Source organism: Roseateles sp. P2_H4, assembly GCF_056403315.1.
In genome coordinates this window covers 103,289-129,147 of the sequence record NZ_JBFUFR010000010.1, presented here as the reverse complement: position 1 = coordinate 129,147, position 25,859 = coordinate 103,289, and the positions used below count along the sequence as shown (strand labels likewise).

Sequence of the window (25,859 nt, the reverse complement as noted above, 5' to 3'; positions counted from 1 at the left end):
CCCCTCAACCGTATGGCAAACGCCGCACTTCAGAACCTTTTCACGCTTTTCCAGACTGGGCGCCATGCCGAGATGGCCGCCCAGGCCCGTGCCCTGCTGGCCACCCACCCACAGGACGGCGAGCTGTGGAAAGCGCTGTCCGTCGCTCAGCAGATGCTGGGCGAGGACGCGCTGCCGGCGCTGGAGCAGGCCCTCGCCCTGCTGCCGGGCGATGCCGAACTGGCGGCCAACCTCGGCGCCTTGCTGGCAGCACGGGGGCGCTGGCCGGAGGCGAAGGCGGCCTACGAGCGGGCGCTGAGGCTGCAGCCGCGCCTGGCGGGCGCGCACAACAACCTGGGCAATGCGCTGCTGGCGCTTGGCCAACCCGCCGAAGCACTGGGCGCCTTCGACGCGGCGCTGGCCCTGCAGCCGGGCTTGGCTGCCGCCGCGGGCAACCGCGGGCGGGCGCTGCTGGCGCTGGGGCGGCATGCGGACGCGGCGCGGGCTTTCGAGCAGGCGATGGCTGCGCGCCCGGCGGACGCGGGCCTGCGTGCCCATGCCGCAACGGCCTGGGCGGCGGCCGGGCGGCCGGCTGATGCGCTGGCGAGGTGGCGCGAGGCCGTGGCCCTGGCGCCGGCGGATGTCGACCACCGCTTCGCCCTGGGCAATCTGCTCAACGAGACCGGGGATGCGAACGGCGCCGCCGATGCCTGGGAGGCCGTGCTGGCCCTGGATGCCGGCCATGCCGAAGCCGCCTGCAACCTGGCCCTGCTGCGGCCGCAGCGCGGCGAGGCGGTGTTGACCGCGGCCCTGGCTGCTGGCCCGGCCGTCGAGCGCCGGGCGGCGGTGCTGGCCAATCTGGGCGGCATCAGGACCCAGCAGGGCCGCTATGCCGAGGCTGTGGCCGCTTGCCGCCAGGCCGTGGATGAGACGCCCACGTCGCCGCAGGCGCTGAGCAACCTCGCGCATGCCTTGAAGCAGCAAGGCAGCCTGGACGAGGCCGATGCCGTGCTGAGCCGCCTCATTGCCTTGGACCCGGCGCTGTTGACCGCGCGCAGCGACCGTCTGCTGTTGCGTGCGTATCGCGGGCAGACTGCTGCGCTGCGGGGTGAGGCTGAGGCCTTTGGGCGGGCGGCAGCAGCGCCTGCCGTGGCGCGGCCTGCCCGCGCTGCCGGGCCTTTGCGCGTGGGCCTGGTGTCTGCCGATCTGCGCACCCATCCGGTCGGGCGCCTGGCCCAGGCGTGGCTGCCGGCGCTGGCGCGGCGTTGCGAGCTGTTCGTCTATGCCAGCCATGCCAGCGACGACGGCCTGACGCAGCGGCTGCGGGCCGCGGTGCCGCGCTGGCTGCAGGTGGCCTCATGGGATGACTCGGCGTTGGCGCAGCGCATCGCGGCCGATGGCATCGACGTGCTGGTCGACCTGAACGGCCACACGGGTGGCCATCGCCTGGGCGTGTTCGCACGCCGGCCGGCGCCACGCCAGTTCAGCTGGCTGGGTTATGCCGGCAGCACCGGCCTGGCCGAGGTGGATGGCTTCATCGCTGACCGCTGGCTTTTGCCGACAGGCTCGGAAACGGCTTTCGTCGAGCCCCTGCTGCGCCTGCCTGACAGCTTCACCGTCTATGCGCCGCCCGCCGAGGCGCCGGCCGTGACCGTGCGCGAGGGCCCGGTCTGCTTCGGCTGCTTCAACGCGCTGCACAAGCTCGGCGACGGCGTGCTGGCGCTGTGGGCTCGCGTGCTGGAGGCGACGCCCGGCAGCCGCCTGCTGCTGAAGGCGCCCGGACTGCAGCACGAGGCCGGTCGCGCCGCCCTGCTGGCGCGCTGGCCGGGCGACGCGGCGCAGCTGGACCTGCAGGGGCCGGGGCCGCTGGCCGACTATCTCGGCGCCTTCGGTCAGGTCGACATCGCCCTCGACCCGGCGCCCTACAGCGGCGGCATGACAACGCTGGACGGACTCTGGATGGGCGTGCCGGTGCTGACGCTGCCCGGGGCGGCGCCGATCTCGCGCCAGGGGCTGAGCTTCATGCAGACCCTGGGGCTGGCGCCGGACTGGTTCGCGGCCGATGAGGACGACTATGTGCGCCTCGCGGCGCGGTGGGCCGGCGACCGGGCCGGCCTGGCGGCACTGCGCGCCGGCCTGCGCGAGCGCATGGCCGCCAGCCCGCTCTGCGATGCCGAACGCTTTGCCACAGACTGGCTGGCGCTGGTGCAGGCATGATGCGCGCCGTCGCCACCTGCCCCTCGCCCATGAAGCGCTTTCTCGGTTTCAGCCTGGCCTGCCTCGCCACCCTCGCGCATGCGCAAGACGCTGCGACCGCCAAGCCGGACCTGCCGCTGTGGGAACTGGGCCTGGCCGCCGGCGCCCTGTCCCAGCAGGCCTATCCGGGCGCGGACCAGCAGGTCACGCGCACGCCGCTGCTGCCCTATGTCATCTACCGCGGCAAAGTGCTGCGGGCCGATGACGAAGGGGCCGGGCTGCGCGCGGTGCGGACCGAGAGCTTCGAGCTGGATGTGTCCTTCGCGGGCTCGCTGAGTGCCGGCGGCAAGGCGTTGCGGGCGCGCGAGGGCATGCCGCGGCTGCACTCGCTGGTGGAGTTCGGGCCGGTCGGGCGCTGGTATCTGAACGGCCGCAAGGCCGCCGACAGCCTGACCTTCGAGCTGCCGCTGCGCGGCGTGTTCGAGGCCAGCGACCTGCGCCGGCACCGCGGCATGAGCCTGGAGCCGGAACTGGCCCTGGAGCACCGTTCGCGGTCGGGTTGGAGCTATGGCGTCAGCGCGGGCCTGCTGTTCGGCGACCGGCGTCTTGGGGCGACCTATTACACCGTCGCTCCCAGCGAGGCGCTGGCGGATCGGCCGGCCTACGCGGCCCGCGCCGGGCTGATCGCCTGGCGACTCAAGGGGGGCGTGTCGCATCAGCTGACGCCGGATGTGCGCCTGTTTGCCATCGGCCGCATCGACAGTGTGGCCGGGGCCGCCAATCGCGACAGTCCGCTGGTGCGCCAGACGACGGGCGCCAGCATCGGTATCGGGCTGACCTACACGTTCAAGCGCTCGGAGGCTCGTGCGACCGACTGAGCTTCTGACGAGGCAATGAAAAAGGGCTCCCTCGCGGGAGCCCTTTGTTTGTCAGCGACGGGTGAGTCGCCGGCGTGGACTTACATGTCCATGCCGCCCATGCCACCCATGCCGCCCATGCCGCCAGGCATGCCGCCGCCGGCAGCTTCGTCCTTGGGGGACTCGGCAACCATGGCTTCGGTCGTCAGCATCAGCGACGCGACGGATGCAGCGTTCTGCAGGGCAGTGCGCGTCACCTTGGTCGGGTCCAGGATGCCCATTTCGATCATGTCGCCATAGGTGTCGTTGGCGGCGTTGAAGCCGTAGTTGCCCGAACCAGCCAGCACGGCGTTGACGACGACGGAGGCTTCGCCACCGGCGTTGTAGACGATCTCGCGCAGCGGCGCTTCGATGGCGCGCAGCACCAGCTTGATGCCGGCGTCCTGGTCGGCGTTGTCGCCCTTGATGGCGCCAGCAGCTTGCTTGGCGCGCAGCAGCGCGACGCCGCCACCAGCCACGATGCCTTCTTCAACGGCTGCGCGCGTGGCGTGCAGCGCGTCTTCGACGCGGGCCTTCTTTTCCTTCATCTCGACTTCGGTGGCAGCACCGACCTTGATGACGGCAACACCGCCGGCCAGCTTGGCCACGCGCTCTTGCAGCTTCTCGCGGTCGTAGTCGCTGGTGGCTTCCTCGATCTGGATGCGCACTTGCTTGACGCGGGCTTCGATGTCGCCTGCAGCGCCGGCACCGTCGATGATGGTGGTGTTTTCCTTGCCCACTTCGACGCGCTTGGCTTGGCCCAGGTCGGCCAGCGTGACCTTCTCCAGCGTCAGGCCGACTTCTTCGGCGATGACCTTGCCGCCGGTCAGGATGGCGATGTCTTCCAGCATGGCCTTGCGGCGGTCGCCGAAGCCAGGCGCCTTGACGGCGACGACCTTCAGGATGCCGCGGATGGTGTTGACCACCAGCGTCGCCAGCGCTTCGCCGTCGACTTCTTCAGCAACGATCAGCAGCGGGCGGCCGGCCTTGGCCACTTGCTCCAGCGTGGGCAGCAGGTCGCGGATGTTCGAGATCTTCTTGTCGAACAGCAGGACAAACGGGTTGTCCAGCAGCGCGGCTTGCTTCTCGGGGTTGTTGATGAAGTAGGGCGACAGGTAGCCGCGGTCGAACTGCATGCCTTCGACGACGTCCAGCTCGCTGTCCAGGCTCTTGCCGTCTTCGACGGTGATGACGCCTTCCTTGCCGACCTTGTCCATGGCTTCGGCAATGATGCGGCCGACTTCCACGTCGCTGTTGGCCGAGATCGTGCCGACTTGAGCGATTTCCTTGGAGGTGGTGGTGGCCTTGGAGGCCTTCTTCAGCTCGGCGACCAGGGCGGTGACCGCCTTGTCGATGCCGCGCTTCAGGTCCATCGGGTTCATGCCGGCGGCCACGTACTTCATGCCTTCGCGCACGATGGCCTGGGCCAGGACCGTGGCGGTCGTGGTGCCGTCACCGGCGTTGTCAGACGTCTTGGAAGCAACTTCCTTGACCATCTGCGCGCCCATGTTCTGCAGCTTGTCCTTCAGCTCGATTTCCTTGGCCACGGACACACCGTCCTTGGTCACGGTGGGGGCGCCGAAGGAGCGCTCGAGCACCACATTGCGGCCCTTGGGGCCCAGGGTCACCTTGACCGCATTGGCCAGGATGTTCACGCCTTCAACCATGCGGGCACGAGCCTCGCCGCCAAAGATCACGTCTTTTGCTGCCATTTGATTCTCCGGATACTTAAATTGGGGTCAGAGTCGAATTTCGAACTCTTGATCAGTGAGGACGGAGCATCACTGCGTGATGGGCCATCCCCATGACATTACTTTTGCACCACAGCGAAGAGGTCTTCTTCGCGCATGACCAGCAACTCGTCGCCGTCGACCTTGACGGTCTGGCCGGAGTACTTGCCAAACAGCACGCGATCGCCGACGACGACGTTCAGGGCCACGAATTCGCCCTTGTCGTTGCGCTTGCCCGGGCCGACGGCCAGGACTTCACCTTGATCAGGCTTCTCGGCGGCGTTGTCGGGGATGACGATGCCCGAGGCGGTCTTGGTTTCTTGCTCCAGACGGCGAACGATCACGCGATCGTGCAGGGGGCGCAGCTTCATGGAATCTCCTTGAGAGTTGGAACTGGAGCGGCCGCAACGCCGCGGCTCGCCGAAAAAACGGGGCCGCCAGCTCAGAAACCAGTCGGCCCGATTCGTTAGCACTCGAATGAGTCGAGTGCTAGCAGTCAGGCATTATAGGGACGGAGTGTGGCGATTCAAGCCTTGCCAGGCCCGGGCTTGCCATATCGCGCCGAAGCGCTGGCGTCCGACCTGGCAGCTGCAGGCCGGGCAAACGGCGGCGCCAATGAAAARCGACCGCCGTGGCGGTCGTTCTTGCGGGTCAGGCGGCGCTCAGCGGGCAGCGCGGCGGCGGGTCCAGCCCAGGCCGGCGAGGGCACCCAGGGCCAGAGCCACGCTCGTCGGCTCGGGCAGGCGACCCGGTGCGTCGGCCGTCTTGAAGCTGATGTCATCGAGCAGGATGGTCTGGTCATCTGCCGAGAAGACCACCTTGCGGGCCACGCCCGTGAAGTCCAGCTTGGCGTTGATCCAGTTGCAGAACACCAGGGTGTCGCAGCTGGCGGCGGTTTGGTTGTCCAAACCCCCGCCGAGATCGTTGCCGGCGGCGTCGTACACATGAATCGAGAAGTGGGGAGCACCCACGCTGCCGGCGTAGACGAAGGATAGGGTGTCGACGAAGCCGCCGGCCAGGTCCAGCGTCAAGCTGGCGCCGACGCCGACGGGCTTGGTCGGGTCCTGGGCGAGATAGAGCGCGCCGCAGCTGCTGTCGCGGAAGAAGCTGACCTTACCAGGGGTGTTGTTGGGGCCGTAGTTGCAGGCAGCCGAGGTAGCCCCCCAGGAGTCGCCACTGGCGACAACGCCCAGCGCGGAGTATCGGGTGGTCAGCGCTGCAGTGGTCTGCAGGTCCTCGAAATCCAGGAAGACCGCACCGGCCATGGCCGACTGCATGGTGGCTGTCAAGGCGAGTGCCAGAAGTTTGCTCGTCGCGCGCATGGCGTTCTCCGTCCGGGTTTGTTCGAGTTGGGGTTGTGGCTGGACTTTAAACAAGCGTCCTCCCGCCGGGCCGGCTGACGCCCCTTCAGTTGAGGGGGAGTCAAGTACCTAGGGGCCGCGCTTGAGGGGGGTCAAGCGTGCTGGCGGCGTGAAGTCGGGCTCGGGCAGGGCGGTTGCGGCCGGCCGGGAGGCCTTGGCTACACTGCCGCCGGTGGAAACCAAATGGCTTGAAGACTTCGTCAGCCTGGCCGAGACGCGCAGCTTTTCCCGCTCCGCCCAGCTGCGCCACGTGACCCAGCCGGCGTTCTCGCGCCGCATCCAGGCGCTGGAGGCCTGGGCGGGGGTCGACCTCGTGGACCGCTCGTCCTATCCGACCCGGTTGACGGCCGCCGGCGCGACGCTGCTCGCCCAGGCCGTCGAGCTGCTCGGCAACCTGCAGGCCACGCGCAATATGTTGCGCAGCCACCAGGCGTCGGACCAGGACATGATCGAGTTCGCCGTGCCGCACTCGCTGGCCTTCTCCTTCTTCCCGCATTGGCTGATGGGGCTGCGCCGCGGCTTCGGCGCCATCAAGTGCCGGCTCAACGCGGCCAATGTGCACGACGCCATGCTGCAGCTCAGTGAAGGCAATTGCGATCTGCTACTGGTCTACCACCACGCCAGCCAGCCGCTGCAGCTGGACCCGGAGCGCTACCAGATGGTGTCGCTCGGCCATGAGACCCTGTCGCCTTACGCCAAGGCCGACACGAATGGCGAGCCGCTGTTCCGCCTGCCCGGTCGGCCCGGCCAGAAGATCCCCTTTCTCAGTTATGCCGCCGGCGCCTATCTCGGCCGCCTCGTCGAGCTGATCGTCAAGGAAGCCGACTGCGCGCTGAACCTGGATGCCATCTACGAGACCGACATGGCCGAAGGCCTGAAGGCGATGGCGCTCGAAGGCCATGGCTTCGCCTTCCTGCCCGCCAGCTCGGTGCAAAAGGAGATCGCCAGCGGCCGTCTCGTGCCAGCCGCGGCGCCAGGGACTTTCAGCGTCAGCATGGAGCTGCGCATCTATCGCGAGAAGCCCGAGCTTTCGCGCCGGCTCAAGCCTGCCTCCTTGGCTTTGTGGGACTATCTGCTGTCTCAGGCATGAGCTCATCCAGCTTCGGCATGCATCGTGTAAACCCGGATTCGGGCTGAACGCGGGGCGTGGTCTGCTAGTGCCTGTTATCGATATCCACTTCCTGTTGTTGGAGTCTCCATGAAGAAAGTTCTGCTCGTCGCGGCCCTGTTCGCCGGCGTCTCTGCCGTGCATGCCGAAGACACGCTGAAGAAGATCAAGGACAGCGGCGCGATCACGATGGGTGTGCGCGAATCCTCTGGCCTGTCCTACACCATCGGCGATGGCAAATACGTCGGCTATCACATCGATGTCTGCGAGCACGTCATCGCCGATCTGCGCAAGCAGCTGGGCGGCAAGATCGACGTCAAGTACCAGCCGGTCACGTCGGCCAACCGCATCCCGCTGACGGTCAATGGCACCGTCGACCTGGAATGCGGCTCCACCACCAACAACGCCACCCGCCAGAAGGACGTCGCCTTCGCCGTGACGACCTATGTGGAAGAAGTGCGCATCGCGGTGAAGGCCAACTCGGGCATCACCAATATCAATCAGCTCAACGGCAAGACCGTCGCGACGACGACCGGCACCACCTCGGTGCAGACGCTGCGCAAGCACGAGCGCGCCACCGGCGTCGACTTCAAGGAAGTCTTCGGCAAGGACCACGCCGACAGCTTCCTGCTGCTGGATTCCGGCCGCGCCGACGCTTTCGTCATGGACGGCTCCATCCTGGCCAAGAACATCGCCACGTCCAAGAACCCGGCGGACTTCAAGATCGTCGGCGAGGTGCTGTCGGTCGAGCCGATCGCCATCATGATCCGCAAGGACGACCCCGGCTTCAAGACCGCCGTCGACAACAGCATCAAGGCCATGATGAAGTCGGGCGAAATGGCCAAGATCTACGACAAGTGGTTCCTGCAGCCCATCCCGCCGACCAACACCAAGATCGGCCTGCCGTTGTCGGCTGCCACCAAGGACGCCTGGGCCAACCCCAACGACAAGCCGATGGAAGACTACGCCGCGAAGAAGTGATTCGCGCGTTGACCTGAACGGCTGCAAAGCGGGTGCCTGGCACCCGCTTTGCTTTAGATGCAAGGCTTGAGGAGAGGGCCATGAGTTGGGACTGGCAGTTCTACTGCAATGACACCGCCACCGGGGAGGCCGTCGCCGGCTGCTTCGGCCCCGGGGGCAAGGAGCAGACCTATCTGCAATGGATGCTGAATGCCTGGGGCTGGACGCTGTATGTCTCGGTGCTGGCCCTGCTGCTCGCGCTGGTCGTGGGCTCGCTGATCGGCATCGCGCGCACGGCACCCAACAAATGGCTGGCGCGCTTCGGCGAGGCGTGGACGGAGTTGTTCCGCAACATCCCGCTGCTGGTGCAGGTCTTCCTCTGGTACCACGTGCTGCCCGCCTTCATTCCTGTACTCAAGGAAGTTCCTTCGTCGGTGCTGGTGGTGCTGGCGCTGGGCTTCTTCACCAGCGCGCGCATCGGTGAACAGGTCAAGGCCGGCATCCGCACGCTGCCGACCGGCCAGCGCTATGCGGGCCTGGCCGTGGGCATGACCCTGCCCCAGACCTACCGCTTCGTGCTGCTGCCGATGGCGTTTCGCATCGTCATCCCGCCGCTGACCAGCGAGAGCATGAACATCGTCAAGAACTCGGCCGTGGCCTTCGCGGTCAGCATTCCCGAGTTGGCGCAGTTTGCGCAGCAGGCCTCTGAAGAGACGTCTCATTTCGAGGAGATCTTCATCCCCGTCACGCTGCTGTATTTCGTTTCCGCGTTCGCCGTCAACCGCGTCGCCAAGTTCATCGAGGCGCGCGTGCGCATCCCCGGCCAGTCGGGAGGCAAGTGATGCTGAACCTCGACTATTCCTTCCTGAACTGGGCGGTCATCCAGAGCTTCATCGCCAAGGGCTTCTGGTTCTCCATCCAGTTGACGCTGGTCTCGATGATCGGCGGCATCGTGCTCGGCACGGTGCTGGCGATGATGCGGCTGTCCGGCAAGCCCTGGCTGGCCACGCCGGCGGCGGTCTATGTGGACACGCTGCGTTCCATCCCGCTGGTGATGGTGATCCTGTGGTTCTTCCTGCTGATCCCCAAGGTCGTGCCGGTCAGCGCCGAGGCGTCGGCCTTCATCACCTTCACGCTGTTCGAGGCCACCTACTACTCCGAGATCATGCGGGCCGGCATCCAGAGCGTGTCCCGGGGCCAGGTGAATGCCGGCTATGCGGTGGGCATGACCTATGGCCAGAGCATGCGCTACGTCGTGCTGCCGCAGGCCTTCCGCAACATGCTGCCGGTGCTGCTGACGCAGACCATCATCCTGTTCCAGGACACGTCGCTGGTCTATGCGGTGGGCATGTACGACCTGCTGAAGGGCTTCGAGGTCGCGGGCAAGAACTTCAACCGCCCGGTCGAGACCTACCTCGTCGCCGCCATCGTCTATTTCGTCATCTGCTTCGGCCTGTCGCAGCTCGTGCGCCGCCTGCAGAAGAAGATCGCCATCATTCGTTGAGCCGAGCATCACCATGATCGACATCAAGAACATCTCCAAGTGGTACGGCGCCTTCCAGGTGCTGACCGACTGCACGACCACCATCCAGAAGGGCGAGGTCGTCGTCGTCTGCGGGCCGTCGGGCTCGGGCAAGTCGACGCTGATCAAGACCGTCAACGCGCTGGAGCCCTTCCAGAAGGGCGACATCGTCGTCGACGGCATCTCCATTGCCGACCCCAAGACCAACCTGCCCAAGCTGCGCTCGCGCGTCGGCATGGTGTTCCAGCATTTCGAGCTGTTTCCGCACCTGTCGGTGACGGAGAACCTGACCATCGCCCAGATCAAGGTGCTGGGCCGCTCGGCGGACGACGCCAAGACGCGCGGCCTGAAGATGCTGGACCGCGTCGGCCTGTCCGCCCACAAGGACAAGTTCCCCGGCCAGCTGTCCGGCGGCCAGCAGCAGCGCGTGGCCATCGCGCGGGCGCTGTCGATGGACCCCATCGTCATGCTGTTCGACGAACCCACCTCGGCGCTGGACCCCGAGATGGTCGGCGAAGTGCTGGACGTGATGGTGCAGCTCGCCCACGAGGGCATGACCATGATGTGCGTGACCCACGAGATGGGCTTCGCCAAGCGCGTCAGCAACCGCGTCATCTTCATGGACGCCGGCAAGATCATCGAGGACTGCAGCAGCAGCGATTTCTTCACCAAGCCCGAGGAGCGCTCGCCGCGCGCCAAGGACTTCCTGGCGAAGATCCTCCAACACTGAGGAAAGCCTTATGAGCAGCGTTGGCACCGGTTGGAAAGAGATCATCGGCGCTGACGAGGCGGTGCGGCACGCCGAGGCTGCGAAGGCCATGGCCGAGATGCAGAAGCGCAAGGACGAGCGCTTCGGCGCTGGCCGCGCCCTGCACCGCAAGCCCCTGGCCGCCGTGCGCGGCCGGCTGCGTGTGCTGGACGGCCTGCCCGAGCAGGCCCGCCATGGGCTGTTCGCAGCGCCGGGCATGCATGAGGTCTGGGTGCGCCTGTCCAATGGCGCGATGGACAGGCAGAGCAACCGCCGGCCCGACATCCGCGGCTTCGCGATGCGCGTCTTCGGTGTCGAGGGCGAAGCCGCCCTGGGCGGACGCACGGACCACCAGGACCTGTCGCTGATCAACCAGACGGCGTTTGCCTTCCCCGACAGCCGCCACTTCTTCGGCCTCGTGCTGGCCGCCGGCCGCAGCCCGGGCGCGCTGCTGGGCTGGGTGTTCAAGACCTTCGGCCTGGTCGGCGGCTTCAAGCAGCTGAAGAAGCTGGCCGCGACGGCCGGCAAGCCCTTCACGGGTTTCGCGACCGAGGCCTTTGCCAGCACGTTGCCCATCAGTTGCGGCCCGGCGGCCGTCAAGGTGCGCCTGCTGCCGCCGGCCGGCCTGAAACCGCGCGCCGAAGTCAATGGCGACTGGGCCGGTGATCTCACCGCCCAGGCCGCCGCGGGGCCGCTGAAGTACCGGCTGCAGCTGCAGTTCTTCGTCGACGAGGCACGCACGCCCCTTGAGGACGCGTCCGTCGAATGGCCCGAGCCCATCGCGCCTTTTGTCGACGTGGCGGAACTCACGCTGGACGCGCCGTCGACCGATGCCGACTTCATCGTCCTCGTCGAGGCCGGTGTCTTCGACCCCTGGCAGTCCCTGGCCGCGCACCGCCCGCTGGGCGAGGTCATGCGCGCCCGCAAGGTGGCCTACTTCAGCAGCCAGCAGGTGCGCGGCGCGGCCTAGGCGCGGGCCTGCTGCGCCGCCTGGGCAGCCGCCGTGTCGTAGAGGCCGACGAAGCGCGCGACCTTGCCGTCGCGCAGCGTGAACAGGTGCACCCAGGGCGTTTCGAACACGCCGCCGTTGGGCTTGGCGCGCGTGCGCTCCCAACCCAGCACGGTGACGTGGTCCTCGCCGGCGAAGAACTCGCGCGGCTCGAAGGCCTGGATGTCGTCGAACTCGGCGACGAGGCCGAACCAGCGCAGCAACGCCTGCTTGCCTTTGAACTGGCCGATATAGGGCAGGGCTATGCTGCCCAGCATGGTCCAGTCGACGTCGTCGCTGCACAGGCTCAGCAGCCCTTCGACGTCGCCGCGGCCGAAGGCGGCGTACATGGACTGAACCACGGCGGTCGGGTTTGCTGTCGTCATGGCGGTCTCCTGTGTTGAGGTAACCGCCAGTACGCGTTGCCCCGCCGCGCGGATTCACAGGAACATGCCGCCCGAGGCTTCGACACGCTGGCCGGTGATCCAGCCGGCACCCGGGCGCATCAGTGCTGCGGCGGCGCCGCCGATGTCGTCGGCTTCACCGACGCGCCCGAGCGCGGTGACGGACGCAACGAATCGGTTCAGCTCCGCGTTGTCGCGCACGGCGCCGCCGCCGAAGTCGGTGGCGATCGCGCCTGGCGCCAGCGTGTTGACGCGGATGCCGCGGCTGCTGAGCTCCTTAGCCTGGTAGCGGGTCAGCACCTCCATCGCGCCCTTCATGGCTGCATACGCCGCGTAGCCGGGAATCGTGAAGCGGGCCAGGCCGCTGGAGATGTTCAGCACGCGGGCGTTGTCGGCCAGCAGCGGCAGCAGGGCCTGGGTCAGGAAGAAGGGGCCCTTCAGGTGGATGGCGACCATGCTGTCGAACTGGGTCGAAGTCGTTTCGGCAAAGCTGGCATGGGCCCCCGTGCCGGCGTTGTTGATGAGGCCATCGAGCTGGGTCGCGCCCCAGGCCTTCAGGCCCGCGCTGACGCGCTCGGCAAAGGCGGGAAAGCTGGTCGGGTCGGCCACGTCCAGCGGCAGGGCGAGGGCGCGGCGGCCCAGGGCGTGGATCTGGGTGAGGACGGCGTCGGCGGCCGCCGCGGCTTCACGGTAGGTCAGCACGATGTCGTGGCCGTCGCGGGCCAGGGACAGTGCCATCTGGGCGCCCAGGCCGCGGCTGCCACCGGTGATCAGGGTGATGGGGGAGGAGGAAGAAGTCATGTCAGCTCCGTCAGGGAAAGATTGGGACGGACTGAAATTTATTGTTCGCGCGGAAATGGATAAAGTGGCCGTAACTGAAATGACTGTGCTTCGAATGGCATCCAATCTGGACCTCGCCGCGCTGCGTGTCTTCCTGCAGGTGGCTGAACTGGCGCACTTCAGCCGCGCGGCCGACGAGCTGGGCCTGCCCAAGGGCCGGGTCAGCCAGGTCGTGCGCGACCTGGAGGCGCAGCTCGGCACGCGGTTGTTCCAGCGCACGACGCGGCGCGTCAGCCTGACGTCGGACGGCGAGCTGCTGGCCGAGCGCGCCCGGGCATTGCTGGCCGACGCGGGCGAGATCGAGGCGTTGTTCCAGCAGGACCAGCAGCTCAGTGGCCGGCTGCGCGTGGACATGCCGGTGCGCCTGGCCCTGGACGCTGTGCTGCCGGCCTTGCCGGAATTCCTGGCCGCCCACCCCGGCGTGACGGTGGAGCTGAGCTGCACCGACCGCCGCGTGGACCTGGTGGAAGAGGGCTTCGACTGCGTGCTGCGCGTGGGTGCCGTGCACGACCCGCTGCTGGTGGCGCGGCCGCTGGGCCAGATGAGCATGGTCAACGTGGCCAGCCCCGGCTACCTCGCCGCGCACGGCACGCCGGCCACGCCGGAGGACCTGGTCACTCAGGGCCACTACCTGGTGCACTACAGCCAGAGCTGGGCCGACCGTCGACCGCGCTTCGACTGGGTGGACGCCAGCGGGCAGGAGCACACGCTGACCCTGCCGTCACGCGTCACTGTCAACAACACCGACGCCTACCAGGCCGCCGCGGTGGCCGGCGCCGGCGTGGCGCAGTTCCCCCTCCAGGGCGTGCGCCATCTGCTGGCCGAGGGCCGCCTGGTGCAGCTGCTCGAGGGTTTCGATGCCGCGCCGCTGCCGGTGCGCCTGGTGCTCAGTCAGCGCCGCCACACGCCGCGCCGGGTGCGCGTGTTCATGGACTGGCTGGCGGGCCGGCTGGCCGACCGGCTTGATGCCCAGGGGAGCGCTGAATAGGTCCCGCGATGTGGCGCGCCCTGGTTTGGGATGGGCTGCAAGGCGCAAACCACAGCCATAGCTTGGCTATGGCGAGGATTTGCAACGCAGCAGACCGCCCAAAGCAGGGATGCGCCGCGCGTGAGGACTTGTTCAGCGCTTCCCTATAGCTTGACCGGACCCTCGATGGCCGAGCCGGCCACGGCCGCCTTGGCCTGCTGCTGGCGCACGCGGTCCAGATAGCCCTCGGAGCGCTGCAGCTGCTCCTGGATGAGCTTGTTGTTGGTGCCCATGGTCTCGATGGCCTTGCTGCGGAAGTTGTCCATCGCGTCCATGGCCTGGAAGGTCTGGTCGAACATGGACTGGATCTGCTGGATGCCCAGCATGGGGTTGGCCGAGAACTCGGCCGTCGCGTCGACGTGCTGGTTCAGCGCCGTGCCGGTTTGCTGGATCAGGTCGCCGATGGTCTTGTTGACGCCCTGCAGCATCTGCATGACCTCGATCTGGTTGCCGGTGGCGCGGGCCACGGTCTGGGCCACGGCCAGGGCGCTCATGCCCGTCGTCGCCACGCGGTCGCAGCCGATCATCATTTCGCGGCCGGTCTTCTTCAGCACGTCCAGGGCCAGGTAGCCGTTCACGCAGACGGCCTGCTGGGTCTGGATGTCGGCCAGGTTCTGGCGGGCGTAGAACAGCACCTCCTGCTCCAGCGCCTTGGCCTTCATCGGGTCGGTGGGCTGCAGCTGCTGCACCCGCGTGGCCAGGCGCTCGTCCAGCACGCGGGCGAAGCGCGCGGCGCCGGCGAGCTTCTGCATCGCATCCCACAGCTTGGCGCGCGTGGCCTCGATGTCGACGACGTCGCGCTGGATGTCGTCCTTGGCCGCATAGAGCTGGGTCATGGCCGTCTGCAGCTGCGAGCTGGCGGACTGGAAGCGCCGGAAATAGGCCTCCAGCTTGTTGCCGAAGGGGATCAGCCCGAGCAGCTTGCGCGGCTGCAGCAGGTCGCCGTCCTTGCCGGGGTTGAGCTCGTCCAGYTGGCCGCGGATGGCGGCGATGGCCTTGTAGGCCGGCGTGTCCGTCGCGCCGACGAAGTTGCGCTGCATCAGGCTGCCCTGCATCAGGCCGGCGGCCACGCTGATCTCCTGGCGGCCGAGCTGGAAGGCGCTGTCCAGCTTGGCCTTGAAGGGCTCGCTGTGCAGGTCTTCCTTCTCGAGCGCCTCGATGAAGCGCTGCACCTGCTCGTCGACCTTGTCGGCGACATCGGCCTTCAGCGGCACGGCTTCGACGGCCTGGACCGGTTGCACCGGCGTGATGACTTCGGGCGGAGTCAGCGTGAACGTGGGGGTGGCGGTCGCGGTGGTCGTCGTATTCATGCGATGTCCTTGTTGCCGAACTTCTGGTTCAGGAATTCACTGTGGCGCAGGAAGGCCTGGGCGTCCTGCGAGGCGAGATCGTCGCCGAGCTGCTCGACCTTGGTCTCCAGCTCGGCCAGCACGCCCTCGAAAGTGGTCTGGGCCGTCTTGCCATTGGCCAGCAGCTTGGTGGTGGCGAACTGGGCCGGGATGCTGAGGTAGGTGTTCAGGGCCTGCGGCAGATAACTGATGGCGATGTGGCGGGCATGGAAGGTCTCCTGCAGGCTGAGCTGGCCCTTGCTGCGCTCCCATTGGTCGAGCAGGCCTTCCAGGCGCTGGCAGAGCTGCTTGATGCGCTGGGCCAGCGGCGCCGGAATGCGGCCGCCGGGGTTGTGCTCGGTGAGGCCGCGCACGCCGCTGAGCGCCCGGCCCATCGCCTCGCGGGCGTCGCCCTCGTCCTCGAAGTTCAGCGCCTCCCAGGCGTCTTCCTTGGTGGTGGGCCAGCCCCACCACAGCGAGCCGCCGACCAAGCCGGCGACATAGCCGAGTGCCGCCACGCCGATGCCCCAGCCGCCCAGCAAGCCCAGCGCCTTCAGCACCAATACACCGGTTGCCGCCAGCAGGCCGCACCAGTTGGCCGGCGCGTTGAGCCATCGAATCACGCCGTTCATTGATACGCCCGGATGTCCTTGAACACCGCATACAGCGGCGTCTTGCGCGCGTCGAAGACGCGGCCGCCGGTGATGCTCACCAGTTCCTTCAGGTCGCCTTCCTGGGCCTCGCCGAACAGCACCATGAAGACGGGGATGCCGCGCACGTCCTCGGGCAGTTGCTCGTAGGCGCGCTTGAAGTCCTCGAGCTTGCGGCCCATGTTGTTCTTGCCGTCGGTGAAGGCGACGACCGAGTACTGGTACTCGGGGTTGCGCTTGCGCTCCTCCAGCATCTGCTGCAGCCCGGCCAGCACGGCGTCGTACAGGGCCGTGCCACCGGCCATCTTCAGCTCGTCGGCGGCGTCGCGCACGCGTTGCAGCTCGGCCCGCTTGGCCTCGGTGTCGGCCTGGGGCAGCACGCCCTTGGCCACCTTGCTGCCGGCCGGGATCTCGAAAGCCACCGGCGTGCGCGGGCGGTCGCTGAAGGGCAGGAACCACAGCCGCTCGCGGTTGGTCAGCTTGGCGACGCGGCCGGTCAGCGACACGTCGGCGCCCGCCAGGTAGTGGATGGCCTCGACGAGCTGCTCGCGCCGCTTGCCTTGCATGCTGCCACTGGTGTCCAGCACGAAGGTGCTGGCGATGGGCTTGCGGAACTCGTTGAGGTAGGCGTCGATGAGGCCGTCGGCCAGCTGGCGGTCGGGCGAGAAGGGCAGCTCGACCTGGAAGCCGCGCGCCGGCAGGATGTCGGCCACCTTGGCAGCCACCTCGGCCCGCATCGGGCGGCGCAGCGTCTGGCGCGCCAGCCACAACTGGGCGGTGTCGCCCTTCAGGTACTCGACAACCTTCAAGTAGTCGGCGCGGCGCGCGTCGTTCAGCAGCATGAAGGGGTAGTCGGCCGTGGCCACGCCTTCGTAAGGGTAGATCAGGTGCAGGGGCTCGCGCAGCTTGCCGCTGGCGTTCAGCGTCAGCAGCCAGCTCTCGTAGTTGATGAAGGCGTTGGCGCGCGTGCCCTGGCCCTTGATGAACTGCTCGGCCAGATAGGTCGAGTTGTCGCCGACGATCCTGTAGCCCTTCAGGAAGTCGGCAATCGCGCCGCGGTCCACGTCGGCGGCACTCAGCGCCTCGCCCTTGCCGCCGGCCGCGGCCACCACGCCCAGCAAGGCCATGAAGCCCTGGTTGCTGGTGGCGGGGTTGGACAGCGCGTACTGCAGCTTGCCCGCCTTGGCGGCGCGCGCGATGTCGGCCCAGGTCAGCTTCGCATCGGGCTTGTCCCAGCCGTTCCTGGCGGCGTCGCTCTTGCTGACGCCCACCGCCATGGGCGACAGCATGATCTTTTCCTGCAGCTTGACCTTGCCCTGGCCGGCCGCGTCGCTGAGCAGGTATTTGGCATTGGCGAACCAGGCCACGTCGGGCTTGGGCGCACTGCCGCTGTCGCCGCTGAGCACCTCCTGGGTGCTCTCCATCGTGCCGCCGAAGCGGAACTGCACGTCCACACCGGTGGCAGCCTTGATCTGGGCGGCCAGCGGTTCGATGTCCTTGAGGTCGCTGGTGGCCAGCACCTGCAGCGTAGAGCTGGCCTGCGCTGTCGGGGCAGGTGCGGCGGGGGCATCAGGCTCCGGCTTCTTGCCGCAGGCGGCCAGCAGCGTGAAGCTCAACAGCAGTAGGGCACGGCGCATCACTGGTTCATCTCCCGGCTGACGATGTCGATCATTTCAAACATCAGGTCGAAGCCCGGCGGGTCGATGACCTGGTTCATCTTCACGTCCACGGCCAGGCCGGCCTTTTGCGTGGCGGCGGCAAACGCGGCCGTGTCGCCGGTGCGGAAACCCTGCTCCAGCGCCACGGCCTGCAGCGTCTTGTTCGTCGCCAGCAGTTCGGCCAGTTGCTTGCCGCGCTCGTTCAGCGCCACCAGCACCCATTTGTTGACGATGGTGGGCTGCGGGTACATCAGCACCATCTCGGGCCGCACGCCGCCCTTTTGCGCCTGGGCCACCATCTGGGCCTCGTAGATGAAGGTCAGCGGCGTCTTGCCCATGCCAATGGACAGATAGTCGTCGAAGGCGCCGTTGACGTAGTTCTCCTGGAAGCCCTGGCGCTTGAAGAGCTCGGCCAGCTGCGTCGCGTACTTCTGCGCTGCCGTGCGGTCGGCCACCACGTCGCCGTTCAGCGCCGCCGAAGTCAGCGCCAGATACATGGCGGCCGAGTTGCTGCGGCGGATGTCGGTCGTGCTCACCAGCACGCTGCGCGACACCGCGTAGTCGCCGCTGCCCTTCAGGTCGCGCCAGCGCTGCTTGGCCAGCATGGCCTGGGTCAGCTTCTCCATGTCCAGGCTGTAGACCTTGGGTGCCATGGCCTTGGCCATGCCATTGGTCGCCAGGATCTTGGCGACGGGCTCCCAGGAAGCGACGACCAGCGGCGTGTGGAAGGGTGAGGTCTGCGTGGCCGTCTTGCCGGCCTTGCGGGCGGCGTCGGCAATCATGTTGGCGGCCACCACGCCGCTGGCGATGAAGAAGTCGGGCTGGTCGGCAGCGCCTATCTTGGCCGCCATGTCGCGGCTGCCCACGCGGGCCACCTGCACCGGCAGCTTGCCCTGGTTCAGGACCTTGCTGACCCTCTCATCCTTGAAGAACGCCTCCACGTCGACGGCGATCAGCCCCTTGAGCGGCTCGGCGCTCGCGACGGCCGCCTGCTCCTGTGCGATCTGCTTGGTTTCGTCATTGGCGCGCAGCGCAAAAAACAGCGCGCCGCCAAACAGGGCCAACAGGACCAGGGTGCCGGCCAGTCGTTTCGGGGTGTTCATGGGGGGAAGCAAGCTCCTTGCAATGGCGAGATGCGCAGTGTGCCTGCACCGCGGCGCGGCGCGGCGACGACAATGCGGTTTTATGACCCAAGCTCCCATACAGCTCACCCTCACCCGGCCTGACGACTGGCACTTGCATCTGCGCGACGAGGTGGCGCTCGCCAGCGTGCTGCCCTACACGGCACGCCAGTTCGCCCGCGCCATCGTCATGCCCAATCTGCGCCCGCCGGTCACGACGGCCGCCCAGGCGGTGGCCTACCGCGAGCGCATCCTGGCCGCCCTGCCGGAAGGCTCGGCCTTCCAGCCGCTGATGACGATGTACCTGACGGACAACACGCCGCCGGACGAGATCAAGCGCGCCAAGGACGCCGGCGTCGTCGCGCTCAAGCTCTACCCGGCCGGCGCCACCACCAACAGCGATGCCGGCGTGACCGACATCCGCAAGACCTACAAGACGCTGGAAGCCATGCAGCGCGAGGGCCTGCTGTTCCTCGTGCACGGCGAGGTGACCGACGCCGACATCGACGTCTTCGACCGCGAGGCCGTCTTCGTCGACCGCGTCATGATGCCGCTGCGTGCCGCCATGCCCGAGCTCAAGGTGGTGTTCGAGCACATCACGACCAAGGAAGCCGCCGAGTACGTGACCGCGTCCGACCGCTTCACGGCTGCGACCATCACGCCTCAGCATCTGCTCTACAACCGCAACGCCATCTTCACCGGCGGCCTGCGCCCGCACTACTACTGCCTGCCGGTGCTCAAGCGCGAGGAGCATCGCCAGGCGCTGTTGAAGGCCGCGGCCTCGGGCCTGCCCAAATTCTTCCTCGGCACCGACAGCGCCCCGCATGCCGCCCAGCTGAAGGAGAGCTCGGTCTGCGGTGCGGGCTGCTTCACGGCCATCTCGGCGCTGGAGCTGTATGCCGAAGCCTTCGAGGGCATTGGCGCGCTGGACAAGCTCGACGCCTTCGCCGGCCACCACGGCCCCGATTTCTACGGCCTGCCGCGCAACACCGGCACCGTCACGCTGAAGCGCGAACCCTGGACTCTGCCCAGCGCCGTGCCCTTCGGCGAAGCCCAGCTGAAGCCCCTGCGCGGCGGCGAAACCCTGAACTGGAAATTGATCTGATGAAGAAAGTTGCCTTCCTCGTCGACTTCGACAACGTCGCTACCGACGTCATCGAGCAGGCCCTGCAGATGTGCTTCAAGGACTACGACGCCGTCCACATTCGCCGCGCCTACTGCAATGCCGAGCAGGCCCACCACCAGCAGGCCTTCATGAAACGCCTGGGCCTGCGTGCCATCGTCAACCTGGCCATCGGCAAGAACTCCACCGACATCGCACTGGCGGTCGACGCGATGGACATCGCCATCACGGAGAAGCCCGACGTCATCGTGCTGGTGTCGTCCGACAGCGACTTCGCGCCGCTGGTGCTGAGGCTGCGTGAGAAGGGCGCCTGGCTGCGCGGCTTCGGCCAGTACGGTAAGACGGGCGACGGCGTGATCCAGATCTACGACCAGTTCAACGAGCTGGCCCACGACAGCGGCCGGTCCGCTCCGAAGCCCTCGGCCAAGCGTGAACGGCCGGCTCGCAAGGCCGCCACGCCCAAGCCGGCCGCAAAGAAGGCGGCTGAGCCCAAGGCTGCTGCGCCCACGCCCAAGCCGACGCCCGCGCCGGCCCTCACCGCGGCCGCGAAGCCCGCGCCCGCGCCGACCGCCGCGGCCAAGCCCGCGCCTAAGGCCGAGCCCAAGCCGGTGGACGCCAACGTCGCTGCCGCCAAGGAGATCAACGCCGTGCTGGCCCTGCTGCCCAGRCTGGCCGACGGCCAGTGGCATGACCTCGGGGCCGCCGCCAAGGCGCTGAAGGACGCCGGCCTGCTGGCCAAGTCCGCACCGGCCACCAAGCTGTTCCGCAAGCACCCGCAGGCCTTCCAGCTGCAACCGGCCAAACAGCCCAACCAGGTCCGCTTCGGCCACGGATGATCCTGAAAGCTTCACGGGCCTTGCACCCTGACGAGAGGCCGCCGCGCTCAAAGCGGCTAGCATCGGCGGCCTCCACCGGAGGTCTTGTTTGCTGAAGTCCTGTCTGAAGTCCCTGCTGGGCGCGGCGCTTGCCGGCCTGGCCCTCGTCGCCGGCGCGCAATCGCCGCCGCCCGCGCCTGTCGCAGCCCCCAACCCGCAGCAGCCGCAAGCCCAGCAGCCGCCCACGGTGTCGGCCAGTGCGCGGCGCCTGTACGAGCGCAGCAAGGGCCAGCTGCTGCAGATCCGCACGCTGCTGAAGACCCAGGACAGCCAGGCCTCGGTCGGTTCGGGCTTTCTCGTCAGCAACGACGGCCACATCGTCACCAACTATCACGTCATCAGCCAGTTCGCGCTGGAGCCCGACAGCTACCGGCTGCGCTATGCCACGACCGACGGCCAGGGCGGGGCGCTGGAACTGCTGGATTTCGATGCCCGCCGCGACCTGGCGCTGCTGCGTGCCGTCGATGACGGCAAGGGCGGAGGGCTGAAGGGCCGTGGCGCTTTGGGCTTCAGGCCGCAGAGCCAGCCGCTGGCCAAGGGCGAGCGCATCTACTCCATGGGCAACCCGCACGACGTCGCCTTTGCCGTCGTCGAGGGCAACTACAACGGCCTGGTCGAGCGCAGCTTCGACCCGCTGATCTATTACGCCGGCGGCATCAACCCCGGCATGAGCGGCGGCCCGGTGCTGGACGAGGACGGCCTCGTCGTCGGCGTCAATGTGTCGACGCTGCTGTTCGCCCAGCAGGTCAGCTTCCTGGTGCCGGGCGAGTTCGCCGAGGGGCTGGTCAAGCGCAGCCTGGCCGCCAAGCCCATCCGCAGTGCGGCCTGGGGCCGGTTGCGCGACCAACTGACGCGCTACCAGGACGAACTTGTCACCCGCTTCCTCGCCGCCCCCTGGGAGAGCGCCAACCACGACCGCTACCGCCTGCCGGTGCCCAAGCAGGACTTCATGCGCTGCTGGGGGCGCGGCACCTCGGCCGACACCAAGGGCCTGGACTTCGAGCGCTCGCAATGCCGCATGGACCATGCCCTCTTCGTCAGCGGCAATCTGCAGACCGGCTGGCTGGACATGTCCCACGAGGCCTATGACGGGACCAAGCTCGGCGCGCTGCGCTTTGCGCGCCAGTACTCGGGGAGCTTTCGCAACGAGCGCCTGGGCGCGGCGGACAAGTCCCGCACCGCGCCCTATTGCAAAGAACAATTCGTAGGGATGCCGCCCCCAGATGCGGGCGAGCCCGCATCACCCCCCGGGGGGGCTCCGGTAGCCCGGCAGAGCCGGAGCGGCCCGGGCGACGTCCTGCCGCTGCGCGCCGTCGTCTGCCTGCGCGCCTACCGCAAGCTGGACGGCCTGCACGACCTCAGCGTCCTCGTGACGACGGTGGACTCGCCCACCGAAGGCGCCCTGGGCCGCTTCGACGCCCGTGGCGTCAGCTTCGACAACGCGCTCAAGCTGGCTGCGCATTACCTGGAGGGCTTCGCGTGGACCAAGAGCAGCAAGACCAAGTGACGCCGGCCGCCGTGGCGCTCGCCACGCCTGCTGCTGCCGTCGTCGAGCTGCTGGGCCGCGACGGCCGCGCCGCCCTGGTGCAGCGCGTGACGCACTGGCCGGTGCGCATCGGCCGCTCGCCGGCCTGCGACATCGTGCTGGACGACGGCCATCTGGCCGCCGAGCATGCCGAGCTGCAACTCGCGCCCGGCGGTGGCGTCAGCCTCAGGTTGCTGGACAGCCGCAACGGCGGCAGCGTCGCCGGAAAGCGCCTGGCCGCGGGCGAGCAGGCCACCCTGCCCGAGGGCGGCGCCTTCCAGCTCGCCGGCTGCTCGCTGCGCCTGCGCACCAGTGCCGACGTGCTGGCCCCGGAGCAGGCGATGGTCATCCATCCGGTACGCCATTGGACCCTGCTGCCGCTGCTGCTGCTGTCCATGGTGTTCTTCCAGTGGCTGGACCGTTGGAGCGCCGTCGATCCCGACGCGCGCTGGATCGACTACGCCTCGCCGCTGCTGGGCCCGCTGGCCTTCGTGCTTGGCTGGGCCGGCCTGTGGTCGCTGGCCAGCCAGCTCTTCCATCACCGCTTCCCGTTCACGACGCATCTGCGCCGCGCCCTCGTCGTCATCGTCGCGCTGCAGCTGCTGGAGTGGCTGCTGCCGGCGCTGGCCTATGCCTTCTCCTGGCCGCGGTTGATGGTGCTGGAGTCATTGGCGACACCGGTGGCCGTCGCGACGCTGATCGCCTGGCATGCCGGCCTCGTCTGGCCTGGCGCACGGCGCATCCTGAACGGCGGCATCGCGGTCCTGCTGCTGCTGGGCCTGGGCCTGCAGGTTGGCGGCCGCCAGGAGCAGCAGTACGTCTTCGGCCCGCCCTATCTGGCCAGCCTGCCGCCGCCGGCGCTGCGTCTGGTGTCGCCGCAGTCGCCGGAGACGCTGATCGAGTCCCTGAAGCCGCTGAAGGCCGAACTGGCCAAGCAGGCGCGCAAGGACAACGAAGGTGCCGTCGACGACGACAGCGGCAGCGAGTGATGCCGCGGCGCGCTCAGGTCTGCGGCAGGAAGCCGTCGACCGACAGATAGCGCTCGCCGGTGTCGTAGTTGAAGCCCAGCACTCGCGCATTCGCGGGCAGCTCGGGCAGCTTCTGCGCGATGGCGGCCAGCGTGGCGCCGCTGGAGATGCCGACGAGCAGGCCCTCCTCGCGGGCACAGCGCCGCGCATATTCGCGCGCCGCCTCGGCCTCGACCTGGATGACGCCGTCCAGCAGGGCGGTGTCCAGCACCGCCGGGATGAAGCCCGCGCCTATGCCCTGGATGGGATGCGGGCTGGGCTGGCCACCGCTGATGACCGGTGAGGCGCTGGGCTCCACCGCGTAGACCTTGAGTTGCGGCCAGGCGGCCTTCAACACCTGGGCGCAGCCGGTGATGTGGCCGCCGGTGCCGACGCCGGTGATCAGTGCGTCCAGGCCTTCGGGAAAGTCCTTCAGGATTTCCTGCGCCGTCGCCTTCACGTGGATGGCCGGGTTGGCCGCGTTCTCGAACTGCTGCGGCATCCAGGAGCCCGGATGCTGCTCGAGCAGCTCGCGGGCGCGCGCGATGGCGCCCTTCATGCCCTTCTCGCGCGGCGTCAGGTCGAAGCTCGCGCCATAGGCCAGCATCAGCCGGCGGCGCTCGACGCTCATGCTGTCGGGCATGACGAGGATGAGCTGGTAGCCTTTCACCGCGGCCACCATGGCCAGGCCGACGCCGGTGTTGCCCGAGGTCGGCTCGATGATGGTGCCGCCGGGCTTCAGCCGGCCCTGCGCCTCGGCGTCCTCGATCATGGACAGCGCGATGCGGTCCTTGATGGAGCCGCCCGGGTTGGCGCGCTCGGACTTGACCCAGACCTCGGCGCCGCTGAACAGGCGCTGCAGGCGGATGTGGGGCGTGTTGCCGATGGTGTCGAGGATGCTGGCGGCTTTCATCGGTGGGCTCCGGTTCTGCGAATCGGAACAGTGTGCCAGCAGTCGTTTCCTACTTCGTGCGGGGCTTGGGCAGGCCCTCATCGCCGTGCTGCATGCGGCGCTCGCGCATCAGGCCGACGCTGAGGGCCACCGCGCGGGCGGCGCGCTTCACTTCCTCCTGCACATCGGTGTCCTTGTCCAGCGCGTCATGGCTGGTCGCATAGGGTCCGTAGTAGCCGATGTAGCGGTCCAGCCGCGCGCCGAAGCCGGCGTCCAGCAGCCCCATCCAGTCCAGCCAGTCCGACAGCGCCCGCCGCGTGCCCTCGATGCCGGCCACGTCGCCGTGCACGACCAGGCCGTAGACGCGGCCGGCGAGGTGCTTGGGATAGTCCCACCCCTTCAACTCCATCTCGCGCGCCAGCTCGGCCTTCTTGCCCTGGGTGGACGTCGGGTCGGGGTTGCCGCCGTCGGCGCAGACGAGCCTGTCCATCATCAGCTTCAGGGGGCTGGGGGCCTGGTACCAATGCACCGGCGTCAGCAGCAGCACGCCGTGGGCGCGCACCCATTGCTCGTAGATCTCGGTCATCCAGTCGTTGGTCTGGCCCGACGCGTGGTTGGGATAGCAGCTGCAGGGCCAGTGGCACAGCGGCATCGCCGTGGACACGCAGCCCTTGCAGGGGTGGATGTGGCGGTCGTAGTCGGAGGTCAGGCGGCTCAGGTCGAGTACGTCCACGGCCATGCCCTCGGCCTCGCAGGCGCTGCGGGCCAGCTGCGTGAGCCGCCAGGTCTTGGACATCTCGCCGGGGCAGCTGCCGTCGTTGCGCGGTGAGGCGTTGATGACGAGGACGCGTGAGGGCGAGGAGACCCAGGCGTCCTGAGCCGCCTTCAGCCGCTGCTGCAGGTCGCGCCACTCGCGCGACAGGTCGTAGTCGGGGTCGGCGAAGCCCGCGCCCGCCTTGACCGTGATCGGCGCCTTGCGGCCTTCGTCGAAAGCTTCCCAGGCGATCTGTTCCAGCCGGGCCAGCGCCTCGCGCTCGGCATCAAACGCCGGGTCGACGAAGCGCCGGCGGAATTGCTCGCCGAATTCCTGGCGGCCCATGATCTGCGCCTGACCGGTTCTCACGGGTGAAGTCATCTGGGCGTCTCCTTGGAGCCGTCACCCGGCAACCCACATGCCTGCGGCGATAATCGCGCCGTGAAGCAAGCCAGACCGCCGCTGGGGCGACCATGGAAACATGGCCCTGGAGGAAGGTCCGGACTGCATAGAGCGGCGTAGCAGCTAACGGCTGCCCGGCGAAAGCCGAGGATCAGAGCAACAGAGACGAGTTCTGCTGGGACACCCCGATGGGTGGTCTATGCGGCGCCAGCGCAAGCTGGCGTGGGGTGGGGCGAAAGCCCCGCACCATGGCGCGAGAGCGCCAACCGAATAGCACCTCTGTCGGGCTCTGCCCGACAGAGGTGAAACGGGCAATCTCTACGCGCAGCAACACCAAGTAGGCCAGCGTTGATGCGGCTCGCAGAGCTGGCGGGTAGGTGGCACCGAGCCGGGCAGTGATGCCCGGCCCAGAGGAATGGCGGTCACGCCGTCCGAACCGCAAGGGGAGGGCGGTGCACAGAATCCGGCCTATCGGCTTGCTTCACTCTTTCTTTCTCATACCTTTCTCCCGTGGAAAAGTGCCGCGGCGATAGCTAGATTTCACGTTGTCACGGCGTTAGGTTTGGCGCAGCATCGCCATGTCGGGCGAAAGCCCCGGCAGGGGAGAAAAACGATGATCCCGGACCACCGAGGATCGAGTCTCGAGTCAGGCCAGAACGGGCGCCAACGGCGGTGCCGGGCCGATTCATGCTTGGCCGGGCGGATCGCGTGCCGGTCAGTTCTTTCTCCTCCCCTTCAGAAATCGCCGGAAGTTCCGGATTGAAG

Annotated in this window: 24 protein-coding genes and 1 other RNA gene; 14 read left to right on the top strand and 11 right to left on the bottom strand. The window is 67.9% G+C overall.

Going from position 1 to position 25,859, the window contains the following annotated elements; genetic code table 11:
* Window positions 1-12: 12 nt before the first annotated feature.
* A complete protein-coding gene (locus tag AC1DW3_RS10185; protein WP_477931040.1) occupies window positions 13-2,196 on the top strand; it encodes a tetratricopeptide repeat protein in 2,184 nt (727 codons plus the stop codon).
* 29 nt (window positions 2,197-2,225) lie between these two features.
* Window positions 2,226-3,053, top strand: coding sequence for a MipA/OmpV family protein (locus tag AC1DW3_RS10180; RefSeq protein ID WP_477931038.1), 828 nt, complete (start codon window positions 2,226-2,228; stop codon window positions 3,051-3,053).
* Between the two features lie 80 nt (window positions 3,054-3,133).
* On the opposite strand, the gene groL is transcribed toward AC1DW3_RS10180, so the two are convergent.
* From groL to AC1DW3_RS10165, 3 genes are all read right to left on the bottom strand, one after another.
* On the bottom strand, window positions 3,134-4,783 hold the full coding sequence (gene groL / locus AC1DW3_RS10175; protein WP_477931036.1) for a chaperonin GroEL: 1,650 nt from the start codon (window positions 4,781-4,783) through the stop codon (window positions 3,134-3,136).
* A gap of 98 nt (window positions 4,784-4,881) precedes the next feature.
* Window positions 4,882-5,172 (bottom strand): co-chaperone GroES, encoded by a 291-nt coding sequence (locus AC1DW3_RS10170; RefSeq protein ID WP_056202831.1) that lies wholly within the window; start codon window positions 5,170-5,172, stop codon window positions 4,882-4,884.
* Window positions 5,173-5,463: 291 nt separating this feature from the next.
* Window positions 5,464-6,123, bottom strand: a complete 660-nt coding sequence (locus AC1DW3_RS10165; protein WP_477931035.1) for a hypothetical protein — start codon at window positions 6,121-6,123, stop codon at window positions 5,464-5,466.
* 211 nt (window positions 6,124-6,334) lie between these two features.
* Between AC1DW3_RS10165 and AC1DW3_RS10160 the strand changes: the two genes are divergently transcribed.
* The 6 genes from AC1DW3_RS10160 (at window position 6,335) to AC1DW3_RS10135 (ending at window position 11,470) form a co-directional block, all read left to right on the top strand.
* Window positions 6,335-7,252 (top strand): LysR substrate-binding domain-containing protein, encoded by a 918-nt coding sequence (locus tag AC1DW3_RS10160; RefSeq protein WP_477931033.1) that lies wholly within the window; start codon window positions 6,335-6,337, stop codon window positions 7,250-7,252.
* Window positions 7,253-7,360: 108 nt separating this feature from the next.
* A complete protein-coding gene (locus AC1DW3_RS10155) occupies window positions 7,361-8,251 on the top strand; it encodes an amino acid ABC transporter substrate-binding protein (protein WP_477931032.1) in 891 nt (296 codons plus the stop codon).
* Between the two features lie 80 nt (window positions 8,252-8,331).
* Entirely contained in the window at window positions 8,332-9,072 is a 741-nt protein-coding gene (locus tag AC1DW3_RS10150; RefSeq protein ID WP_477931030.1) for an amino acid ABC transporter permease, read from the top strand.
* Window positions 9,072-9,734, top strand: a complete 663-nt coding sequence (locus AC1DW3_RS10145) for an amino acid ABC transporter permease (RefSeq protein WP_477931028.1) — start codon at window positions 9,072-9,074, stop codon at window positions 9,732-9,734. The genes AC1DW3_RS10150 and AC1DW3_RS10145 overlap by 1 nt, the downstream gene beginning before the upstream one ends.
* Before the next feature lie 13 nt (window positions 9,735-9,747).
* Window positions 9,748-10,482: an amino acid ABC transporter ATP-binding protein gene (locus AC1DW3_RS10140; RefSeq protein WP_477931026.1), complete on the top strand. Its 735-nt coding sequence runs from the start codon at window positions 9,748-9,750 to the stop codon at window positions 10,480-10,482.
* 10 nt (window positions 10,483-10,492) lie between these two features.
* On the top strand, window positions 10,493-11,470 hold the full coding sequence (locus tag AC1DW3_RS10135; RefSeq protein ID WP_477931024.1) for a catalase family protein: 978 nt from the start codon (window positions 10,493-10,495) through the stop codon (window positions 11,468-11,470).
* On the opposite strand, the gene AC1DW3_RS10130 is transcribed toward AC1DW3_RS10135, so the two are convergent.
* Both AC1DW3_RS10130 and AC1DW3_RS10125 read right to left on the bottom strand, forming a co-directional pair.
* Window positions 11,467-11,874: a nuclear transport factor 2 family protein gene (locus AC1DW3_RS10130; RefSeq protein ID WP_477931022.1), complete on the bottom strand. Its 408-nt coding sequence runs from the start codon at window positions 11,872-11,874 to the stop codon at window positions 11,467-11,469. The genes AC1DW3_RS10135 and AC1DW3_RS10130 overlap by 4 nt on opposite strands.
* Window positions 11,875-11,928: 54 nt before the next feature.
* Window positions 11,929-12,693, bottom strand: a complete 765-nt coding sequence (locus AC1DW3_RS10125; protein WP_477931021.1) for an SDR family NAD(P)-dependent oxidoreductase — start codon at window positions 12,691-12,693, stop codon at window positions 11,929-11,931.
* Between the two features lie 94 nt (window positions 12,694-12,787).
* On the opposite strand from AC1DW3_RS10125, the gene AC1DW3_RS10120 reads away from it, so the two are divergent.
* Window positions 12,788-13,720 (top strand): LysR substrate-binding domain-containing protein, encoded by a 933-nt coding sequence (locus AC1DW3_RS10120; protein WP_477931019.1) that lies wholly within the window; start codon window positions 12,788-12,790, stop codon window positions 13,718-13,720.
* Between the two features lie 143 nt (window positions 13,721-13,863).
* Here the strand turns inward: AC1DW3_RS10120 and AC1DW3_RS10115 are convergent, their stop codons facing one another.
* From AC1DW3_RS10115 to AC1DW3_RS10100, 4 genes are read right to left on the bottom strand one after another with little or no spacing between them, the layout of a single operon-like run.
* Entirely contained in the window at window positions 13,864-15,069 is a 1,206-nt protein-coding gene (locus AC1DW3_RS10115; protein ID WP_477931017.1) for a toxic anion resistance protein, read from the bottom strand.
* Window positions 15,066-15,710 carry a hypothetical protein gene (locus tag AC1DW3_RS10110; protein WP_477931016.1) on the bottom strand — a complete coding sequence of 215 codons (645 nt, stop codon included), beginning with the start codon at window positions 15,708-15,710 and terminating at the stop codon, window positions 15,066-15,068. The genes AC1DW3_RS10115 and AC1DW3_RS10110 overlap by 4 nt, the downstream gene beginning before the upstream one ends.
* A gap of 5 nt (window positions 15,711-15,715) precedes the next feature.
* Window positions 15,716-17,374, bottom strand: a complete 1,659-nt coding sequence (locus tag AC1DW3_RS10105) for a substrate-binding and vWA domain-containing protein (RefSeq protein WP_477931014.1) — start codon at window positions 17,372-17,374, stop codon at window positions 15,716-15,718.
* Window positions 17,374-18,498, bottom strand: coding sequence for a hypothetical protein (locus AC1DW3_RS10100; protein ID WP_477931013.1), 1,125 nt, complete (start codon window positions 18,496-18,498; stop codon window positions 17,374-17,376). The genes AC1DW3_RS10105 and AC1DW3_RS10100 overlap by 1 nt, the downstream gene beginning before the upstream one ends.
* A gap of 82 nt (window positions 18,499-18,580) precedes the next feature.
* Between AC1DW3_RS10100 and pyrC the strand changes: the two genes are divergently transcribed.
* The 4 genes from pyrC to AC1DW3_RS10080 all read left to right on the top strand — a co-directional run bounded on the left by pyrC (window position 18,581) and on the right by AC1DW3_RS10080 (window position 23,028).
* Window positions 18,581-19,621, top strand: a complete 1,041-nt coding sequence (pyrC, locus tag AC1DW3_RS10095) for a dihydroorotase (RefSeq protein WP_477931011.1) — start codon at window positions 18,581-18,583, stop codon at window positions 19,619-19,621.
* Entirely contained in the window at window positions 19,621-20,475 is an 855-nt protein-coding gene (locus AC1DW3_RS10090) for an NYN domain-containing protein (RefSeq protein WP_477931009.1), read from the top strand. The genes pyrC and AC1DW3_RS10090 overlap by 1 nt, the downstream gene beginning before the upstream one ends.
* Window positions 20,476-20,563: 88 nt before the next feature.
* On the top strand, window positions 20,564-22,021 hold the full coding sequence (locus AC1DW3_RS10085) for a S1 family peptidase (RefSeq protein ID WP_477931007.1): 1,458 nt from the start codon (window positions 20,564-20,566) through the stop codon (window positions 22,019-22,021).
* Window positions 21,994-23,028: an FHA domain-containing protein gene (locus AC1DW3_RS10080; RefSeq protein WP_477931005.1), complete on the top strand. Its 1,035-nt coding sequence runs from the start codon at window positions 21,994-21,996 to the stop codon at window positions 23,026-23,028. Before AC1DW3_RS10085 ends, AC1DW3_RS10080 begins: the two co-directional genes overlap by 28 nt.
* A gap of 13 nt (window positions 23,029-23,041) precedes the next feature.
* On the opposite strand, the gene cysK is transcribed toward AC1DW3_RS10080, so the two are convergent.
* A complete protein-coding gene (gene cysK, locus AC1DW3_RS10075) occupies window positions 23,042-23,959 on the bottom strand; it encodes a cysteine synthase A (RefSeq protein ID WP_477931004.1) in 918 nt (305 codons plus the stop codon).
* 49 nt (window positions 23,960-24,008) lie between these two features.
* Window positions 24,009-25,073, bottom strand: a complete 1,065-nt coding sequence (locus AC1DW3_RS10070) for a flavodoxin family protein (RefSeq protein ID WP_477931002.1) — start codon at window positions 25,071-25,073, stop codon at window positions 24,009-24,011.
* 62 nt (window positions 25,074-25,135) lie between these two features.
* Here AC1DW3_RS10070 and rnpB point away from each other — a divergent pair.
* Window positions 25,136-25,581: RNase P RNA component class A (gene rnpB / locus AC1DW3_RS10065), an RNA gene on the top strand.
* The last annotated feature ends 278 nt before the right edge of the window (window positions 25,582-25,859 follow it).

Excerpts from the sequence above, each read along its gene's own strand:
- AC1DW3_RS10150 (WP_477931030.1), top strand. The coding sequence starts at position 8,332 with ATGAGTTGGGACTGGCAGTTCTACTGCAATGACACCGCCACCGGGGAG.
- pyrC (WP_477931011.1), top strand. The coding sequence starts at position 18,581 with ATGACCCAAGCTCCCATACAGCTCACCCTCACCCGGCCTGACGACTGG.
- AC1DW3_RS10180 (WP_477931038.1), top strand. The coding sequence starts at position 2,226 with ATGAAGCGCTTTCTCGGTTTCAGCCTGGCCTGCCTCGCCACCCTCGCG.
- cysK (WP_477931004.1), bottom strand. The coding sequence starts at position 23,959 with ATGAAAGCCGCCAGCATCCTCGACACCATCGGCAACACGCCCCACATC.
- AC1DW3_RS10130 (WP_477931022.1), bottom strand. The coding sequence starts at position 11,874 with ATGACGACAGCAAACCCGACCGCCGTGGTTCAGTCCATGTACGCCGCC.
- AC1DW3_RS10125 (WP_477931021.1), bottom strand. The coding sequence starts at position 12,693 with ATGACTTCTTCCTCCTCCCCCATCACCCTGATCACCGGTGGCAGCCGC.
- AC1DW3_RS10170 (WP_056202831.1), bottom strand. The coding sequence starts at position 5,172 with ATGAAGCTGCGCCCCCTGCACGATCGCGTGATCGTTCGCCGTCTGGAG.
- AC1DW3_RS10070 (WP_477931002.1), bottom strand. The coding sequence starts at position 25,073 with ATGACTTCACCCGTGAGAACCGGTCAGGCGCAGATCATGGGCCGCCAG.
- AC1DW3_RS10140 (WP_477931026.1), top strand. The coding sequence starts at position 9,748 with ATGATCGACATCAAGAACATCTCCAAGTGGTACGGCGCCTTCCAGGTG.
- AC1DW3_RS10155 (WP_477931032.1), top strand. The coding sequence starts at position 7,361 with ATGAAGAAAGTTCTGCTCGTCGCGGCCCTGTTCGCCGGCGTCTCTGCC.
- AC1DW3_RS10135 (WP_477931024.1), top strand. The coding sequence starts at position 10,493 with ATGAGCAGCGTTGGCACCGGTTGGAAAGAGATCATCGGCGCTGACGAG.
- AC1DW3_RS10105 (WP_477931014.1), bottom strand. The coding sequence starts at position 17,374 with ATGCGCCGTGCCCTACTGCTGTTGAGCTTCACGCTGCTGGCCGCCTGC.
- AC1DW3_RS10165 (WP_477931035.1), bottom strand. The coding sequence starts at position 6,123 with ATGCGCGCGACGAGCAAACTTCTGGCACTCGCCTTGACAGCCACCATG.
- AC1DW3_RS10185 (WP_477931040.1), top strand. The coding sequence starts at position 13 with ATGGCAAACGCCGCACTTCAGAACCTTTTCACGCTTTTCCAGACTGGG.
- AC1DW3_RS10100 (WP_477931013.1), bottom strand. The coding sequence starts at position 18,498 with ATGAACACCCCGAAACGACTGGCCGGCACCCTGGTCCTGTTGGCCCTG.
- AC1DW3_RS10120 (WP_477931019.1), top strand. The coding sequence starts at position 12,788 with ATGGCATCCAATCTGGACCTCGCCGCGCTGCGTGTCTTCCTGCAGGTG.
- AC1DW3_RS10145 (WP_477931028.1), top strand. The coding sequence starts at position 9,072 with ATGCTGAACCTCGACTATTCCTTCCTGAACTGGGCGGTCATCCAGAGC.
- groL (WP_477931036.1), bottom strand. The coding sequence starts at position 4,783 with ATGGCAGCAAAAGACGTGATCTTTGGCGGCGAGGCTCGTGCCCGCATG.